This window comes from Methylobacterium sp. 142-1Y (assembly GCF_057747795.1).
The window spans coordinates 4,025,028-4,040,739 of sequence record NZ_CM173224.1 but is presented as its reverse complement, the minus strand read 5'-3'; the positions used below and the strand labels follow the sequence as shown (position 1 = coordinate 4,040,739).

Here is a 15,712-nt window from a genome sequence, read left to right as displayed (position 1 = left end):
CTGCCGGTTCAAGCCCGCTCCCTGAAAGACCGCTGGATGATGACGATCAAATTGAGGCTTATCGCCTTGCTGGCCGGCATCGGCCTGGTCCTGTTTGCGACTGCAGGGATCGGGAATGTCGCGCTTCATTGGAATCATCAAAGCCTCAAGACGATTTTCGACGATCGCATCGTCTGTCTTCGGCAGTTCAGCATCATTCGCGACGCGTACGACGATGTGTTCGACGTCTCGCGCCTGCTGCGCAGCAAGCAGATTGCGCACCAAGAGGCCAAGGAAAAGATCGAAGGCGATCTGTCACGATTGCATGCGCAATGGATCGACTATCTGAACAGCTATTTGACCCCGGAAGAGAAGATTCTCGCCAAGGACCTACAGGAGCAGATCGACAGAAATCACGCCATCGCAGCCGAGATCCTCAAACGCCTCGCCGCCGGGAGCACCTCGGAGTTCGAGACCACCCATGCGGATTTGCTGAAGGGCATGCAGGCCACCAATCTCACGCTCGGCAAGCTGACCACGCTCCAGGTCCGTGAAGCGGAGGCGGAATTCCGACGCTCCGAGACCAATGCGGGCTGGTCGCGCCTCGCTCTTCTGTCCGCGCTCGTCGTCGCGCTCGTCAGCATCGCCTACGGCGTCTACACGATCGTCATGCAGGTCACCCGCCCGCTCGGCCGCCTCGTCAGCGTGCTCCAGCGCATGGCCCGCGGCGAGATCGATGCGGAGATCGGGGAAGCCGGCCGCCGCGACGAGATCGGCGCGGTGGGCAAGGCGGTCGAGGGCATCAAGGCGATGGTCGCCCGCAGGGCCGCCGAGGAGGCCGAGGTCAAACGCCGCGCCGACGAGGCCGCGGCAGCCGAGCGCAAGCGCACGATGGTCGAACTGGCCGACGGTTTCGAGCGCGCGGTCGGCGGCATCGTCGGCATGGTGTCGTCCTCGGCCACCGAACTCCAGGCCACCGCCCAGCAGATGACGGCCATCGCCACCGAGACGGCGTCCCAGTCCACCACCGTCGCCGCCGCCGCGGAACAGGCGGCTGCGAACGTCAACACCGTCGCGGTCGCCTCCGAGGAGCTGGGCTCGTCGGTGGTCGAGATCGGCCGGCAGGTCTCCGGCTCGGCGCGGCTGGCCCAGTCGGCGGTGGGAGCGGCCGACCAGACCGGCCACCTGGTCCAGGCGCTGCAAGCCACCTCGGCCCGGATCGGGGACATGGTGGGCCTGATCGCCACGATCGCCGGCCAGACCAACCTTCTGGCGCTCAACGCGACGATCGAGGCGGCGCGCGCCGGCGCGGCGGGGCGCGGCTTCGCCGTGGTGGCGAGCGAGGTGAAGGCGCTTGCCGCCCAGACCGCCAGGGCGACCGATGAGATCGGGCGCCAGATCGGCGAGGTGCAGGGGGTCACCGCCCAGGCCGTGACGGCGATCGGCGGCATCACCGAGCGGATCCGCGAGATCGACAGCGTGGCGACCTCGCTCGCCGCAGCGGTGGAGCAGCAGGGCGCGGCGACGCAGGAGATCGTCCGCAACGTCGCTCAGGCCTCCGTCGGCACCAACGAGGTGACCGGCAACATCGTCGGCGTGGCGCAGGCCTCCGAGGAGACCGGGGCCGCGGCCGGCCAGGTCCTGTCGGCCGCCTCCGAGCTGTCGCGCCAGTCCGAGCATCTCGGCGGGGAGGTCGCCCGCTTCCTCGCGACCATCCGGGCTGCCTGAGAGGGTTTGCGGACGATGACGTCGGACGGCACCGTCCTGGAGACGGTCGCCCGTCCGGCGATCCATGTCGCCCGCCGCGTCAACCGCATGTCGCCCTTGGGTGGCTGAAGCCTTTTCCGACGAAGGGGATACCGGTTCGTCGAAGACAATGCGGCAAAGCAAAAACTCAGAGCGTTTCGCGATGGCAGCGCGATCGTGACGCGCTCTAACGATCGGCCTTCCGCGTCGAGACGCGGCCGCCGTTCAGCCGGCGCAGGGAGACCTGAAGCCGGGCCTCGGACGCCTTGATCTCGTTCAGGGCCCGGTGGGTGTAGTGGATATGCGCCTCGGCCGCGTCGCCGGCCTCCTCGACCTTGCCCGCCATTACGCTCTCGTAGATCGCCCGGTGCTGGGCCCGGAGCTGGTCGCGCGTTTCCGGGCGTGAGAACAGCAGCTCCCGGTTCTCGATCACGCCCTGCCGGAGCATGCCGGACAGGGCGCGCATCGTGTGCAGGACGACGAGGTTGTGGCTCGCCTCGTAGACCGCGATGTGCAGGTCGACATCCGCATCGGCCTCCTGGCGCTGCACGCCGCCCTCGTGGGCGCGGTCGATGCGCTCCATGCAGGCGGTGAGCCGCTCGCGGTCGACATCGTTCGCGCGCTCGGCGGCGAGGCGCGCCGCCATGCGCTCGGTCGTCGCCCGGAACTCGAGGTAATCGTCCACGACCTCCGCGTGCGAGGCGATGAGCGCGATCAGCGGATCGGTGATCTCGCTGCCGAGGGAGGCGACGGAGCGACCGGCCGGCGTCGACACGATGAGACCCTCGTCCTCCAGGATCTTGATGCCCTGGCGCAGGGTCGGGCGCGACACGTTGAGCTGCACCGCCAGATCGCGCTCGGGCAGCAGGAGGTCGCCCGGGCTGAGGGCGCCTTCGAGGATCAGATCCTTGAGGTGACGGGCCGTGCTCTCGGCGACGCTCCCGCCCTTGATCGGCTCCGGCTCCATCCCGTGCTCCCACTCGCCGGCTCCAACTCGCCGCCGGCCTCCGGACTGTAACGCGGGCAAGCGCCATGTCCAGTTGACGCGCTTGGTAAAATCATTTTACCAATGCGCAGCCATCGGCTCATAGGACAAGCCAAGGCTTCGACGCGGATCGGTGAGAGCGGCATCCGGCCCCTGCGCGTACGCCACGCGCCCAGGGGTGACGATGGAGGCTGCCCGATCGCCGCGCGGACCGAGAACCTGCAACGGGAGGACGACGCAGTGAGCTGGAACCAAACCTACGATCCGTTGGGGAGCGCCGTCTGGTCGACGGCGCTCGCCGCCCTGCCGATCATCGTGCTGCTCGGCGGCATCGGCCTCCTGCACCTGAAGGCGCATGTCGCGGCGCTCCTCGGCCTCGTCGTGGCGCTCTGCGTCGCGGTGATCGGCTTCGGGATGCCGGCCCCGATGGCGGGCGCCACGGCGGTCTACGGCGCGGCCTTCGGCCTCCTGCCGATCGGCTGGATCATCCTGAACGTGATCTTCCTCTACCGGCTGACGGAGAAGACCGGGCAGTTCGACATCCTGCGGGATTCGATCGCCGGCATCACCCCGGACAAGCGGCTCCAGCTCCTGTTCATCGCCTTCTCGTTCGGCGCCTTCTTCGAGGGCGCGGCGGGCTTCGGCACGCCGGTGGCGGTGACGGCGGCGATGCTGATGGGCCTCGGCTTCACGCCGCTCGCTGCGGCAGGCCTCTCGCTCATCGCCAACACGGCGCCCGTCGCCTACGGGGCGCTCGGCGCGCCCGTCATCGCGCTGTCGGCGGTCACGGGCCTCGACCTGATCGAGCTCTCGGCGATGATCGGGCGCCAGCTGCCGTTCTTCTCGCTCCTCGTGCCGTTCTGGCTGATCTGGGCGTTCGCCGGCCGCAAGGGCATGCTGGAGGTCTGGCCGGCCCTGCTGGTGGCCGGCCTCGCCTTCGCGGTGCCGCAATACCTCGTCTCGAACTTCCACGGCCCCTGGCTCGTCGACGTGGTCGCGGCGATCGCCTCGATGGCGGCGCTGGCGGGCTTCCTGCGCGTCTGGCAGCCGGCCCGGATCTGGACGGCGACCGACATGGAGGGAGAGGCGGCCCCGGTCGTGGAGCGCAAGACCCACGCGGCGGGCACCGTGTTCCGGGCCTGGCTGCCGTGGATCATCCTGTCGGTCTTCGTCTTCGCCTGGGGCACCCCGCAATTCCGCATCTGGCTCGACTCGCTCTGGGTGTGGAAGATGCCGGTGCCCTCCCTGCACAACCTCGTGGTCAAGATGCCGCCGGTCGTCGCCGCGCCCCATAACGAGGCCGCGATCTACACCCTCAACCTGCTCTCGGCGACGGGCACCGGCATCCTGCTCTCGGCGATCGTCGGCGGCCTGATCCTCGGCTTCAACCCGGTGAGGCTGCTGCGCGAATACGGTCGCACCGCCTGGCTCGTACGCTACTCGCTGATCACGATCTCGGCGATGCTGGCGCTCGGCTACGTCACCAAGTACTCGGGCACCGACGCCACCTTGGGCCTCGCCTTCGCCCAGACCGGCTGGATCTACCCGTTCTTCGGGGCGATGCTGGGCTGGCTCGGCGTGGCGCTGACGGGATCGGACACCGCCTCGAACGTGCTGTTCGGCGGCCTCCAGAAGATCACGGCGGAGCAGCTCGGCCTGTCGCCGGTCCTGATGGCGGCGTCGAACTCCGCGGGCGGCGTCATGGGCAAGATGATCGACGCCCAGTCGATCGTGGTCGCCTCGACCGCGACGCAATGGTACGGCGGCGAGGCGAAGATCCTGCGCTACGTGTTCTTCCACTCGATCGCGCTCGCCTGCCTCGTCGGCCTCCTGGTGATGTTGCAGGCCTATGTGCCGCCCTTCACCGCCATGGTGCCGCACGCGGCGGTCCCGGCCGTCGTCCATTGAGGCCATCGGGCCGGGGCACCCCCCGGCCCTCCCCCGTTCGATGCCTGCGGCGGCGCCGTGCGCCCGCGGAGCCCTGAGACGAGATCCGGTCGATCGCTTCCGGATCTCGTCTCGCCAGCCCGCGCGGCGCTTGAGCGAAGCCGCTTTCCGCATCGCGAAGCGATCAATCGGAAAGCGTACGAGATGCGACTGAAGAGCTGCCACAGCTTCCACGATTTCCGGCGCATGGCGAAGGCGCGCCTGCCCGGACCGATCTTCGACTACATCGACGGCGGTGCCGACGACGAGGTCACCTACCGGCGCAACACGACCGCCTTCGACCGGTGCGACCTGGTGCCGAACGTCCTGCGCGGCGTCGGCGAGATCGACATGTCCGTGACCGTGATGGGCCAGCGGCTCGCCATGCCGGTCTATTGCTCGCCCACCGCCCTGCAGCGGCTGTTCCACCACCAGGGCGAGCGGGCCGTCGCGGCGGCGGCCGGCAAGTACGGGACGATGTTCGGCGTCTCCTCGCTCGGCACCGTGAGCCTCGAGGAGGCCCGCCGGATCAGCGGCGGTCCCCAGGTCTACCAGTTCTACTTCCACAAGGATCGCGGCCTGAACCGCGCGATGATGGCCCGCGCCAAGGAGGCCGGCATCGAGGTCATGATGCTGACCGTCGACAGCATCACCGGCGGCAACCGCGAGCGCGACAAGCGGACGGGCTTCTCGATCCCGTTCCGGCTCACCCTCGGCGGCATGATGCAGTTCGCGCTCAAGCCCGCCTGGGGGATCAACTACGTCACCCACGAGAGCTTCAAGCTGCCGCAGCTCGACGGCCACGTCGACATGGGCGGCGGCGCGCTGTCGATCAGCCGCTACTTCACCGAGATGCTCGATCCCAGCCTGTCCTGGGACGACGTCGCCGCGATGGTGCGGGAATGGGGCGGCCAGTTCTGCCTGAAGGGCGTGATGTCGGTGGAGGATGCCAAGCGCGCGGTCGAGATCGGCTGCACCGGCATCATCCTCTCCAACCACGGCGGCCGTCAGCTCGACGGCTCGCGCACGGCCTTCGACCAGCTCGCCGAGATCGTCGACGCGGTGGGCGACCGGATCGACGTGATCATGGATGGCGGGGTGCAACGCGGCACCCACGTGCTCAAGGCGCTGTCCCTCGGCGCGAAGGCCGTCGGTCTCGGCCGCTACTACCTGTTCCCGCTCGCGGCGGCGGGGCAGGCCGGGGTCGAGCGCGCGCTCGGCCTGATGCGGACCGAGATCGAGCGGGACATGCGCCTGATGGGGTGTTCTTCCGTCGATCAGCTGACACGCAGCAACCTGCGGTTTTCCTGAGGGGGCGACCTGCTCTCTTCGATCGTCGAGGCAGGTCTACACGGAATACCGGAGGGCACGCGATGCGCCTCCCGGAAAACCCAATTCCGGGCAGGGCTATCCGGGGAAACCTTCGTCCAGACAAATTCAGCGCGGGTTTCCCCTCTCCCCGCGGGCGGGGAGAGGGCTACGTCTCCGTTCAGGAGACGCAGCAAGCGGAAGGCGAAGCCGAAGCGAGGGTGAGGGGGTATTTCCGGATGAGACTCCTCCGGCAACACCCCCTCACCCTCGCCCTGGGGGCTCGCCGCTCCCCCTGGACGGGGGATCGGCCCTCTCCCCGCCCGCGGGGCTACTGCATTCACACATCTCGGTCTGGGTGCTTTCCCCTTGGAAGGTAGCGCGCCTCTCCTCCCCAGGCGATCTCGGGCTTGCCCGAGATCGCTCAAGCTTGTGGGGAGGAGTTGGAGGTGGGGGTGGTGCCGCGTAGAGCACCGAGGCTTCTCCGGCACCACCCCCACCCCTAACCCCTCCCCACAAGGGGGAGGGGAAAGCGCGCACATTTACAAAGGCTTAGCTCTCAGAGGAGAAGTGTGAATCCGCTAGGCCCGCGGGGAGAGGGGGAGACCCTAGCCTTTTCCTTTCCCCGAAAAGCCCTGCTTTCCGGGGGGTGCCTCACAACCCCGACACCAGATGCCCCCCGTCCACCGGCAGCGTCGCCCCGGTCATCCAGCCGGAGGCGTCGCCGGCCAGCAGCAGGAAGGCGCCGTCGAGGTCCTCCGGCCGGCCGAGCCGGCGCATCGGGATGCGCTTGAGCATCGCCTGGCCGGGCGCCGTCTCGAAGAACTCGCGGTTGATGTCGGTGCCGATATAGCCCGGCGCCAGCGCGTTGACCCGGATGCCGTAGCGGGCCCATTCGAGGCCGAGCGCCTGGGTCATCTGCACCACGCCGGCCTTCGACACCGTGTAGGGCGCGACCCCGCCGGCGACCCTGAGGCCCAGGATCGACGCGATATTGACGATGACGCCGCCGCGTCCGGCCTCGCGCCAGGCCCGGGCCGCACTGGTCGAGACCGCCCAGACGCCGCGCAGGTTGGTGTCGATCACCCGGTCGAAGGTCGCGGTGTCGACGTCGATCGCCGCCCCGCCCTCGGCGATGCCGGCATTGTTGACCACCACGTCGGGCAGGGCGTGCAGGCTGGCGAAGGCGGCCGTCACCGAATCCGGGTCGGCGACATCGAGGGCGACGGCATGGGCCTCAGGGGCTCCGGCGCTCGCCAGATCCCGCACCAGGGCGTCGAGCTTCTCCTTGCGCCGCGCCGCCACGGTGACGGCGGCACCGCAACGCGCGCAGAGGCGCGCGAAATGATCGCCGAGGCCGCCCGAAGCCCCGGTGACGAGGACGTGGCGGCCCTTCAGGCCTGCGGCGAGATCCATGGCGTGTCCCCCGATCGTGGTCCGGGCCTGCCTCGTTCGCGGGCAGGCCTCGTCGGTCCTTGAGCCTCAGCCGGTCCGCATCCGGGCGAGCTGCTGGTTGGTCATCTCGAGGCGGTGGGCGAGTTCGCGCATCACCGCGATGGCGATCTGCGGGAACTGGCTCAGGAGTTCGAGGAAGACCCGCCGGTCGATGCGGAGCGCCGTCGTCGGCACCACCGCGGTCACGGTGGCGGAGCGGGGCTGGTCGGCCAGGATGCCCATCTCGCCGACGAGCGCGTTGGCGCCGAGCAGCGCCAGGCGGATCGGCCCCTGCGGCCCGTCGAGCGTCACGGCCGCCTCCCCCTCCAGGATCAGGTAGGCGGCATCCGCCGCGTCGCCACGGTCGAAGAAGCGCTGGCCGTCGGCGAAATGCACCCGCTCGCTGGTGAAGGCGAGCAGCTTCAGGCGGGCCGGATCCACCTCGCGGAACATCGGCACTTGGCGCAGCGACTGCACCTCGGTCTCAAGCGTCATGCCTTCACATCCTGCTCGACGCGCGCCGGTTCCGGCCCCGTCTCGTCCTCGGCGCGTGCGGAGACTGCCGCAGCCGGCGCCGCAGCGCCAGCCCCCGCCATCGTCTCTTCGGGGGATGCCGCGGGTCCGGCGGGCCTCTCCGGACCCTGGATCTGCGTGCCGGCGGCCTGCAGCACCAGGGCGAACCGGTCAGCGACGCGGTCGTTCGGCAGCACCACCACGAGGCTGTTCTCGCGGCCGTACCGCTCCAAGAGCAGGCCCAGCACCGTGCGGGCGCGGGCCTCGCCCATCGGCGACAGGGCGCCGTCGAGGACGAGCAGGTCCGGCCGGCGGATCAGGGCCCGGACCAGGCTCACCACCGCGCGCTGGACGCTCGACAGGAAGCGCCCCTCGGGCCCGACCTGGTGATCGAGCCCGACCCGGGTGATGGCGGGGGCGAGCTGCATCTCCTGGACCAGCGCGGTGCCGGTCTTCGTCACGGTCTCGACGGCATCGGCGACCGACTGGTTGACGCGGCCGAACAGGAGATTGTCGCGCAAAGGCGCCGCTGGGCAGACCCGGTCGGGGTCGTAGAAATCGACGCCGCCCATCCCGGCCTCGTCGAGGGTGGTGCGCAGCTCTGCCCGCGCCTCGACCATCCGCTCGCGGAAGGCGTCGTCGATCAGGCCGAGGCGGTGGCGGGGCTCGATATAGGCGAGCGGCAGGGCCATGAGCCGGGTCGCATCGGCCGAGCCGTAGCGGCCGAGCCCGATCCAGCGCCGCCGGATGCGGTTGAGCGTGCCGCCGCCATGGCGCTCGGCGGAGGCTTCGGTGGCCGTGCGGCGGGCGAGGATCGCCTCGTATTCCGGCAATTCGTCGGCGGAGAGGAACGAGAATTGCTCGAAGAGCGGATGCCCGCTCGGCAGGCCGCGGAAGATCTCCAGCATGGTCGCGGCGATGCGCTCGCCCATGGTGACGAGGTCGTCGGCGAGCCCGGTGCGGTCGAGGACGAGGCGCACCACCGCGTGCTCGGCGAGCGCCCGGCCGGTCAGCGCCGTGGTGGTCGGCACGCCGAACAAGAGGTTCTCGGCCACCGTCGCCTGGCGGTTGTAGCGGGCGGGGTCGAACGGCTCGACGAGATGCGCGTGCCCCTCCGCCGCCAGGCGCTCGCGGAAGGCGATCCGCGCCTCGATCAGCCGCGCGGCGAGGTCCGGGTGGCGCTCGGGATCGACCTGGCCGAGGAGGCCGAAGCGGTAGACCTCCTCGCCCATGCCGATGCGGGTGAGCCAGTCGAGGATCAGGGCATCGAGGGCGGCGGCATCCGGGACGCCGGCCTGCTCGTAATCGGTCCAGTCGGCCGGGAAGGGCTCGACCGGGTTGCCGGTGCGGCGGGCCTCGGCGAGCGCCTTGGCGTCCATCGCCGCCGCCTCGGGTGGGCGGCGGTTGAGGCCGTACACGATGTTGTCGCGCAAGGACCCCGGAAACAGGATCGGATCGACCCCCGCATAGGCGATGCGCCGGGTGAGCGCCGCGCCGGACCATTCGGCGAGGTCGTGGTCGTTGAGGGTGAGCCGTCCCGAGGTCGGCACCACGCGCCGCGCCAGCACCCGCGCGAAGGTCGAGGCCGCCGGACCGCCGTCGCTGACGATGCCGACGATCGCCGGCAGGTCCAGGGACAGGGAGACGTTGGCGAGAACCGGCCCGTGCGGCTCCTGGACGCCAACGCCCTCGGCAGCGAGGCGCCCGCACAGGCTCTCGTCGCGGCCGGGCGCATCGAGCCCGAGAAGGCGCTCGGGCAGGAATTGCTGCAGCACCTGCTCGTACTTCACCTGCACGTCGAGGCGCTGCTGGTCCCAGTCGATCAGTTCTTTCAGCGGCGGCGGCAGGTCGCGATAGGCGGCGATCACCGCGACCAGCTGGCCGATGCTGAGCTGGCCCTTGAGGGCGAAGTAGCCGCCGATGCAGTAGAACAGGAACGGCGTCATCTGGGCGAGCAGGTTGTTCAGGAACTTGACCATGAACTTGCGCCGGTAGATGCGCAGGCGCAGGTCGAACAACCCGCCGAGGCGATGGCCGATCTCGGCCCGCTCCCAGGCCTCGGCCCCGTTGGAATGCACCGCCGCGATGCCGTCCACCACCTCGCCGACCCGGCCGGCGAGGCGGCGGGAGGCGAGCTGGCGCTGGCGCCCGAGGCGCAGCAATTCGCGCCGCAGGCGCGGGATGACCACGAACTGCACCCCCACCACCCCGGCGGCGAGCAGCCCGAGCCAGACGTTCTGGAGCAGGATGAAGGCCATCGCGGTGGCGGCCTGGGTGCCGAGGAACGCCGGCAGGATGTAGGCGTCGCCGATGAAGCCGCCGATCGGCTCGACCTCGTCGCGGATGATGGTGGCGACCTCGGACGCCTTGGTGTGGCGCAGGGCCTCCGGCGAGAAGCGCATGATCAGCGAGAACAGCTGGTAGCGCAGGCGCCGCAGCATCCGCTCGCCGAGCGCCCCCTTGGCCACGTTGATCCAGTACTTGAAGGCGCCGTTGATCAGCACCAGCAGCAGGAACATCGAGGAGAGGCCGAACAGGAGCTCGAACCGGTCGACGTCGAAGCCCGGAAACAGCGAGATGTCGTGGCCGAACCAGTCCGGCATCTGCAGGCGCAGCACCAGGAACTTGGCGGTCTCGTTGCCCTTCTCGAAGGCGTGGCCCTGGATCGCCTCGTTGACGATGCGCCGCGGCAGGTCGAGGGAGGCGAAGTAGAGCGGGAGCGAGGCCAGCACGACGGCGCAGATCAGGATCTGGTCGCGCTTCGAGTGCCGCCAGATGTAGCGGAACAGGCTGCGGTCGAGGCCGCCCGAGGCGTCGGCGGCCTCCGGATCGTTGCCGAAGCGGGCCGCTTCCGCCCTGTCCTCCCCGGCGGCGCGGTCCCCGCGCGGGACGGCCCGACCGTCGCCCGCCGCCGGAGGCAGCTCCCCCCTGGGCAGATCCTCCTTAGAGACGACCCCTGTCCGCTCCGCCGTCCCCGCCCCGCCGCTCATCGTGGTCTGCCGCCTCAAGAATCCCGCCCGGATCCCGTCCGCCTGTGTAGAGGGCGGGAGCGGGACTGGAAACCGGCGCCGTGCCGGCGCGCACCGGCCGAATCCGCATCAATCCCGGTGGGGATGGTCCTTGCGGGTGGTCAGGCCGCCGATCGGCTCGTCGCCGAACTGGCGGTTCGGCTGGGGCGAGTCGCCGGGTTCCTCGGTCGTGGTCGGGTGCGGGCTGCCCTCTTCGGCGGGCATCGGCGGCGGGGCGGCGCGGTTCGGGGCGGGCGCGGTCTCGGGATGCGCGGCGGCCTCCCGGCTCACCATGGTCTTGTTGGTCATCGGCGGCTCCAGGCACGAGGGTGCGGCAGGCGGCCGCAGGCCGCTCCACCGCGGAGTTCGGGGCGAACGCCGGCCCACCCGCCCGGTTCCACCTCAGGTCCGGCCGGTGCGGCCAAGTTTCGTCGTCTGCGAGAAGTTTCGCCGTCTGCGAGAGGTGTTAGCTCAAGTCGCCGACGTGACGCGACGTGGCGACAGCCCGACCTGTACTGCCCCGAATCGGGACCATCAGTCGGACGGCCCGCATGCGTGGCAGGAACCATCATTTGCGCTGAAGGTTGTCCGGACTGAGAACCCCGCCAAGGAGGCAAACATGGCAACCGGAAATTCGACCTCGAAGCGCGGCTTCGCATCCATGGATCTGGAGCGCCAGCGCGAGATCGCCAGCAAGGGCGGCCGCAGCGTGCCGGCCGAGAAGCGCTCCTTCTCGCAGGACCGCGAACTGGCCTCGTCGGCCGGCCGCAAGGGTGGGCAGGCTTCGGGCAGCGGCCGCGCCACCGACGAGTGAAGGCCGGATCCCGTCGAGCCGGAACCGCCCGGCGGACGGATGATCTCCATGACCGGGCCCGCCTCGCGCTACCCCGCTCCAGGGGACCCATCGAGACCCGCCCGTTGAGACCCGCGCTCATGCGCCGGAGGGAGCCAGCCTCGCCTCCGGCGCATCAGCATGGGCCGTGACGACGGTTCAGGACGACATATCGTCGAATGTCGCGCTTCCGGACGCGACGAAGCACCCCGGGCGCCACGGCGCCCGGGGTGCTCTTCGTTCGACCCCTGTCGTCAGGCGGCGAGGGGCCGCGCCGTGACCACGAGGTTGCGCCGCGCCAGGGCCGGGCAGACCACGTCGTCGACCGGCCGCACGGCGGTGACACCGGCCAGAAGGCTGGCGAGCCGGTCGGCATCGGGCTCGACGTGACCGTCGCGATGAACCCGCTCCGGAGGCGGCGGCTGAGGCGAGGGCACCTCGTATTCGCGCAGATCGATCATGACGGGGATTCGGTGGATGTCTGACGGGGCGGCGCCCGTCAAAGCGTCGCGACGGGGGTCGGAGAGACGGAAGCCGGCAGGACGTCACCGGCATCGGCGAGGCAGCGGCTCGGCAGCAGGCGACGGGCCTCGTGGCCGGCGAGCCCGCTGATCGCCCCCTCGCAGCCCTCCGGCATCCGCCGCACGGCCTGGCCGGCGGGAGCCGGATCGCGCTGCGCCACCGGAGTGCCGGTGCGCTCGCGCACGGTGACGTGGGGGATCGCGGTGTCGCGGGCGACGAGCGTCGTGTTGCGGGTGGCGTCGGCCTGGTAGACGATGTCGCCGGCGGCGTTGCGCAGGGTGACCTTGGCCGCACCGAGCCCGGTGATCTCGACGGCGACCGGGACCTGCGCCTTCGCGGCCGGCCGGACCGGCGCGAGACGATCGCCCTTGAGCGCCGCCTGCTCGACGGCCGGACGGGCGACCGCCCCGACGGAATGCTCGATCAGCGGCTGCCCGACCAGGGTGAGGAACGCGGCCGGAACCGTAACACCGAGGAAGAAGTGCGGGCGGAGCATACGCGTGGCCCTCGCGGCGAAGCTTGAGAATGCTTCCTTAACGCGGATCCTCCGCAAGTCGTTCCCGCGTCCGTGCCTGGACGGGACAATTCATGCCGCGAATGCGGCGGAGCCCGTCAACCACTCGTTAACCAGCCCAGATGCGGATCGCGCGGCGATCAAGCGCAGCAATTTCGCCACAGGCAACGAAAAAGCATCGCCGATCGCAGCTGCACGGAACCTTGTCGCGGAGATTCTCGTTGATATGGCAACCCGGCCACCTGGTCCTCCCCGCATTCCCCTTGTGCATTGGCCGGAAACTCTTTCAACGGGCCGGATCCCGATCCGGCCCGTTCTTTTGTATTGGGCCTGGACGTTCGGGAGCGGCCAAGTCTAGCGGAAGCATGGTCTAGCGGAAGCGTGGTCCAGCTGAAGCAGGCGCGGTGCGCATGCGCGGGTCGCCGCCCACGCACCCATTCGGCGATACCGCCCCCGCCTTTCGACGGTTCGCCATCATCCGGAACGCTCCGAAGGACATGATTCCCGAAACGACGAAGCCCCGGCACCCGCCTGCCGGCGGGCCCAGGGCTTTGTCCCGAACTGCGCGTCGCGATTCGCGTGGTGCGGCGTCAGGCGCTCGCGCGGGCCTCGCGGCGGCGGGCGCTCTGCTGGAAGAACAGCGCTTGGCTGATCACCGCCGAGACGTTGGCGGGCTGGAAGGGCTTCGCGATGAGGAAGGCCGGCTCGGGCCGCTCGCCGGTGAGGAAGCGCTCCGGATAGGCCGTGATGAAGATCACCGGCACTTCGAACGACTTCAGGAGATCGTTGACCGCGTCGAGGCCCGACGAGCCGTCGGCGAGCTGGATGTCGGCGAGGATCAGGCCGGGGCGCTTGCTGGAGGCGAGCTTGACCGCCTCGGTCCGCGTCCGGGCGACGCCGGTGACGTTGTGGCCCAGGCCCTCCACCAGGGCCTCGAGGTCCATGGCGATCAAGGGCTCGTCCTCGATGATGAGGATCTCGGTCGCCATGTCGGCGGCGAGTTCGCGGCCGGCCTCGTCGACGAGGTCGCGGACCTCGGAGACGTCGACGCCCAGGATGGTGGCGGCGTCCTCCTCGGAGAAGCCCTCCAGGCAGGAGAGCAGGAAGGCCTGGCGCGGCAGCGGCGTGATCTGGCCGAGCCGTACCTCGGCCGGCAGGTCGTGCTGGGTCTGCTCGGTCTGGCCGTTGACCGAGAGCGAGTTCCAGATCCGGGTGAAGACGCGGAACAGGTCGGCCTTGACGTTGGTGCTGCGCCCGAGGGTCTCGGGCTCGTTCACGAGCGTTTCGAGCGTCGCGGCCACGTAGGCATCGCCGGCCACCTGGCTGCCCGTGAGGGCGCGCGCGTAGCGGCGCAGGTAGGGCAGGTGCTGCACCACGAGTTGTGCTGTCGACATTCAGGTCCCCTTGGTGTTGCCGTTTTACGCGCGTCGGCCCTGATGCCTCAACGCCGTGCGCCCGCATTCGTTCCGGGCAAGCGCGGAACTGACCGCGCCGGCGCGCGTTGTCGCCGCAGCGCGACCCGGCATACCGGGCGCCATGGCATCGCCTTGTCCGCGTGTCCAGGACGGGCGAAGGGGAACGGCATGATCGACGGCAAGGGGATGCAAGGTCCCGGGATGCAAGCCCCGCGGACGCCCCGGGACGAGGATGATCCCGCGGCAGGGCCCGAGCAGCCCGCCCTCGACCGCAACGTGCAGGGGCGCATCGGCTCGCACCTGCGTGCCATGTATGACGAACTGATGCAGCAGCCTATTCCCGACCGCTTCGTCGATCTCATCGCCGAACTCGAGCGCAGCTCGGGACAGCTGCCACCGGATGCGCCGCCGACGGAATCGTGATCTGGACCACACGAGCGCCGCGGAGCAAGAACGCCGCCCCTCGAGGGGAGGGACGGCGCGAAGTCTCGACAGGTTCGATCCGTCGATGTCAGAGCGTCGGCGAGCGGCCCCGCATCAGGCCGACCACGGCCGAGATGGCGAAGAGCACGACGGCGACGAAGAAGATGAGCTTGGCGGCCTCGACCGCGGTGCCGGCGATACCGCCGAACCCGAACAGCGCGGCCACCAGGGCGACGACGAGGAATGTGACAGCCCAACCCAGCATGGCGAGACCCTCTCTTGTCTGATTCTCTCGGCCCCCGGCCGATCGTGAGCAGACAACGTCAAGCATGACCTTGGGTTCCGCTTTGTCGCAGGTAGCGCAAACGGATCGGACCCCCCACATTGTCGGGACGGTCGGGGGGCGGCCGGGCGGAACTCCGGTTTCGCGCCACACGTTCTCACCGGCGTCTGGATGGAGGCTTGATGATGATCCGTTCCAATGCCCTGCGTGCCGGCCTCGTGCTGCTCGCCTTGCTGGCGGGTCTTCTCACGGCCTCGCCGATGGTGGTGACAGGGATCCTCACGGCGATCGGTCTCGCGGGCGCCATCGCGCTCGCCGGGGCGCGGGCGCAGCAGGCACCGGCCCTCGTGCCGGTGCGGGTGCGCGACCGCCGGCGGCGCTAGAACCGCCCTCCCCTGCCGGTCCCACCCGGGACCGGCTCCCTGTGCGGGACCGTGACGGCCCGCACACGTCTTCGCTTGCAGCCCGTGCGCTGCTCCTCGGCGGAGCACCGCGCGCCTGAATCGCTATTTCTCAGTCGATGTCCGAAGGTCGTCGCGCCTCAGCGCTGACGCTGCAATTCGCGCTCCCGGTGCCGCAGGCGCAGCAGCAGGTCGACCTGGTCGAGGGGTATGGGCTCGCCGTCCACCGTGCGCTCGTAGAACGAGCGCAGCGTCTGCCCGAGACGATGCTGGGCCTCGACGCAGATCGCCGGCAGGATCTGATCCTGAACGGCCTCCCGGGACGCACTCACTTCCTGTTTCATGGACCACTGGCCCCGCACCGTCGCACGGGTCCGAGGGAAAGGACGACCCATGCCGAGACGAGACATTCTCATGGGACAT

At 69.8% G+C, this 15,712-nt stretch carries 17 protein-coding genes; 7 read left to right on the top strand and 10 right to left on the bottom strand.

Annotated features, from left to right (window positions below; genetic code table 11):
• Positions 1-39: 39 nt before the first annotated feature.
• On the top strand, positions 40-1,707 hold the full coding sequence (locus tag AC3AOF_RS18480; RefSeq protein ID WP_488349016.1) for a methyl-accepting chemotaxis protein: 1,668 nt from the start codon (positions 40-42) through the stop codon (positions 1,705-1,707).
• Positions 1,708-1,912: 205 nt separating this feature from the next.
• Here AC3AOF_RS18480 and AC3AOF_RS18475 read toward each other — a convergent pair whose 3' ends face one another.
• Positions 1,913-2,692, bottom strand: coding sequence for an FCD domain-containing protein (locus AC3AOF_RS18475; protein WP_236989479.1), 780 nt, complete (start codon positions 2,690-2,692; stop codon positions 1,913-1,915).
• 258 nt (positions 2,693-2,950) lie between these two features.
• On the opposite strand from AC3AOF_RS18475, the gene AC3AOF_RS18470 reads away from it, so the two are divergent.
• Complete coding sequence (locus tag AC3AOF_RS18470; RefSeq protein ID WP_236989480.1) at positions 2,951-4,618, top strand: L-lactate permease; 1,668 nt, start codon at positions 2,951-2,953, stop codon at positions 4,616-4,618.
• A gap of 183 nt (positions 4,619-4,801) precedes the next feature.
• Entirely contained in the window at positions 4,802-5,947 is a 1,146-nt protein-coding gene (locus tag AC3AOF_RS18465) for an alpha-hydroxy acid oxidase (RefSeq protein ID WP_488346132.1), read from the top strand.
• Positions 5,948-6,598: 651 nt separating this feature from the next.
• Here the strand turns inward: AC3AOF_RS18465 and AC3AOF_RS18460 are convergent.
• The 4 genes from AC3AOF_RS18460 to AC3AOF_RS18445 all read right to left on the bottom strand — a co-directional run bounded on the left by AC3AOF_RS18460 (position 6,599) and on the right by AC3AOF_RS18445 (position 11,208).
• Positions 6,599-7,360: an SDR family NAD(P)-dependent oxidoreductase gene (locus AC3AOF_RS18460; protein ID WP_488346131.1), complete on the bottom strand. Its 762-nt coding sequence runs from the start codon at positions 7,358-7,360 to the stop codon at positions 6,599-6,601.
• 66 nt (positions 7,361-7,426) lie between these two features.
• A complete protein-coding gene (locus AC3AOF_RS18455; protein ID WP_236989483.1) occupies positions 7,427-7,873 on the bottom strand; it encodes a Crp/Fnr family transcriptional regulator in 447 nt (148 codons plus the stop codon).
• A complete protein-coding gene (locus tag AC3AOF_RS18450) occupies positions 7,870-10,881 on the bottom strand; it encodes an ABC transporter transmembrane domain-containing protein (protein WP_488346130.1) in 3,012 nt (1,003 codons plus the stop codon). The genes AC3AOF_RS18455 and AC3AOF_RS18450 overlap by 4 nt, the downstream gene beginning before the upstream one ends.
• A 108-nt stretch (positions 10,882-10,989) precedes the next feature.
• Complete coding sequence (locus tag AC3AOF_RS18445) at positions 10,990-11,208, bottom strand: hypothetical protein (RefSeq protein ID WP_236989485.1); 219 nt, start codon at positions 11,206-11,208, stop codon at positions 10,990-10,992.
• Between the two features lie 310 nt (positions 11,209-11,518).
• On the opposite strand from AC3AOF_RS18445, the gene AC3AOF_RS18440 reads away from it, so the two are divergent.
• Positions 11,519-11,713, top strand: a complete 195-nt coding sequence (locus AC3AOF_RS18440; RefSeq protein WP_048429096.1) for a con-10 family general stress protein — start codon at positions 11,519-11,521, stop codon at positions 11,711-11,713.
• Between the two features lie 272 nt (positions 11,714-11,985).
• Here AC3AOF_RS18440 and AC3AOF_RS18435 read toward each other — a convergent pair whose 3' ends face one another.
• Positions 11,986-12,192: a hypothetical protein gene (locus tag AC3AOF_RS18435; protein ID WP_236989486.1), complete on the bottom strand. Its 207-nt coding sequence runs from the start codon at positions 12,190-12,192 to the stop codon at positions 11,986-11,988.
• Between the two features lie 38 nt (positions 12,193-12,230).
• On the bottom strand, positions 12,231-12,749 hold the full coding sequence (locus tag AC3AOF_RS18430) for a hypothetical protein (protein ID WP_236989487.1): 519 nt from the start codon (positions 12,747-12,749) through the stop codon (positions 12,231-12,233).
• Positions 12,750-12,753: 4 nt separating this feature from the next.
• On the opposite strand from AC3AOF_RS18430, the gene AC3AOF_RS18425 reads away from it, so the two are divergent.
• The gene (locus AC3AOF_RS18425) at positions 12,754-13,125 is read left to right on the top strand and encodes a hypothetical protein (protein ID WP_488346129.1); all 372 of its coding nucleotides are present in this window, start codon (positions 12,754-12,756) and stop codon (positions 13,123-13,125) included.
• Between the two features lie 232 nt (positions 13,126-13,357).
• Here AC3AOF_RS18425 and AC3AOF_RS18420 read toward each other — a convergent pair whose 3' ends face one another.
• Positions 13,358-14,161: a response regulator gene (locus AC3AOF_RS18420; RefSeq protein ID WP_236989488.1), complete on the bottom strand. Its 804-nt coding sequence runs from the start codon at positions 14,159-14,161 to the stop codon at positions 13,358-13,360.
• Positions 14,162-14,350: 189 nt separating this feature from the next.
• On the opposite strand from AC3AOF_RS18420, the gene AC3AOF_RS18415 reads away from it, so the two are divergent.
• Entirely contained in the window at positions 14,351-14,605 is a 255-nt protein-coding gene (locus AC3AOF_RS18415; RefSeq protein WP_236989489.1) for a NepR family anti-sigma factor, read from the top strand.
• 88 nt (positions 14,606-14,693) lie between these two features.
• On the opposite strand, the gene AC3AOF_RS18410 is transcribed toward AC3AOF_RS18415, so the two are convergent.
• The gene (locus tag AC3AOF_RS18410) at positions 14,694-14,870 is read right to left on the bottom strand and encodes a DUF1328 domain-containing protein (protein ID WP_048429091.1); all 177 of its coding nucleotides are present in this window, start codon (positions 14,868-14,870) and stop codon (positions 14,694-14,696) included.
• Positions 14,871-15,070: 200 nt separating this feature from the next.
• On the opposite strand from AC3AOF_RS18410, the gene AC3AOF_RS18405 reads away from it, so the two are divergent.
• Positions 15,071-15,271: a hypothetical protein gene (locus tag AC3AOF_RS18405; protein ID WP_488346128.1), complete on the top strand. Its 201-nt coding sequence runs from the start codon at positions 15,071-15,073 to the stop codon at positions 15,269-15,271.
• Between the two features lie 158 nt (positions 15,272-15,429).
• On the opposite strand, the gene AC3AOF_RS18400 is transcribed toward AC3AOF_RS18405, so the two are convergent.
• Positions 15,430-15,621, bottom strand: coding sequence for a hypothetical protein (locus tag AC3AOF_RS18400; RefSeq protein WP_236989491.1), 192 nt, complete (start codon positions 15,619-15,621; stop codon positions 15,430-15,432).
• Positions 15,622-15,712 lie beyond the last annotated feature (91 nt).

Bases quoted from the DNA above. Each gene is read 5' to 3' on its own strand.
- AC3AOF_RS18480 (WP_488349016.1), top strand. From the start codon at position 40: ATGACGATCAAATTGAGGCTTATCGCCTTGCTGGCCGGCATCGGCCTG.
- AC3AOF_RS18475 (WP_236989479.1), bottom strand. From the start codon at position 2,692: ATGGAGCCGGAGCCGATCAAGGGCGGGAGCGTCGCCGAGAGCACGGCC.
- AC3AOF_RS18465 (WP_488346132.1), top strand. From the start codon at position 4,802: ATGCGACTGAAGAGCTGCCACAGCTTCCACGATTTCCGGCGCATGGCG.
- AC3AOF_RS18460 (WP_488346131.1), bottom strand. From the start codon at position 7,360: ATGGATCTCGCCGCAGGCCTGAAGGGCCGCCACGTCCTCGTCACCGGG.
- AC3AOF_RS18455 (WP_236989483.1), bottom strand. From the start codon at position 7,873: ATGACGCTTGAGACCGAGGTGCAGTCGCTGCGCCAAGTGCCGATGTTC.
- AC3AOF_RS18450 (WP_488346130.1), bottom strand. From the start codon at position 10,881: ATGAGCGGCGGGGCGGGGACGGCGGAGCGGACAGGGGTCGTCTCTAAG.
- AC3AOF_RS18445 (WP_236989485.1), bottom strand. From the start codon at position 11,208: ATGACCAACAAGACCATGGTGAGCCGGGAGGCCGCCGCGCATCCCGAG.
- AC3AOF_RS18440 (WP_048429096.1), top strand. From the start codon at position 11,519: ATGGCAACCGGAAATTCGACCTCGAAGCGCGGCTTCGCATCCATGGAT.
- AC3AOF_RS18435 (WP_236989486.1), bottom strand. From the start codon at position 12,192: ATGATCGATCTGCGCGAATACGAGGTGCCCTCGCCTCAGCCGCCGCCT.
- AC3AOF_RS18430 (WP_236989487.1), bottom strand. From the start codon at position 12,749: ATGCTCCGCCCGCACTTCTTCCTCGGTGTTACGGTTCCGGCCGCGTTC.
- AC3AOF_RS18420 (WP_236989488.1), bottom strand. From the start codon at position 14,161: ATGTCGACAGCACAACTCGTGGTGCAGCACCTGCCCTACCTGCGCCGC.
- AC3AOF_RS18415 (WP_236989489.1), top strand. From the start codon at position 14,351: ATGATCGACGGCAAGGGGATGCAAGGTCCCGGGATGCAAGCCCCGCGG.
- AC3AOF_RS18410 (WP_048429091.1), bottom strand. From the start codon at position 14,870: ATGCTGGGTTGGGCTGTCACATTCCTCGTCGTCGCCCTGGTGGCCGCG.
- AC3AOF_RS18405 (WP_488346128.1), top strand. From the start codon at position 15,071: ATGATGATCCGTTCCAATGCCCTGCGTGCCGGCCTCGTGCTGCTCGCC.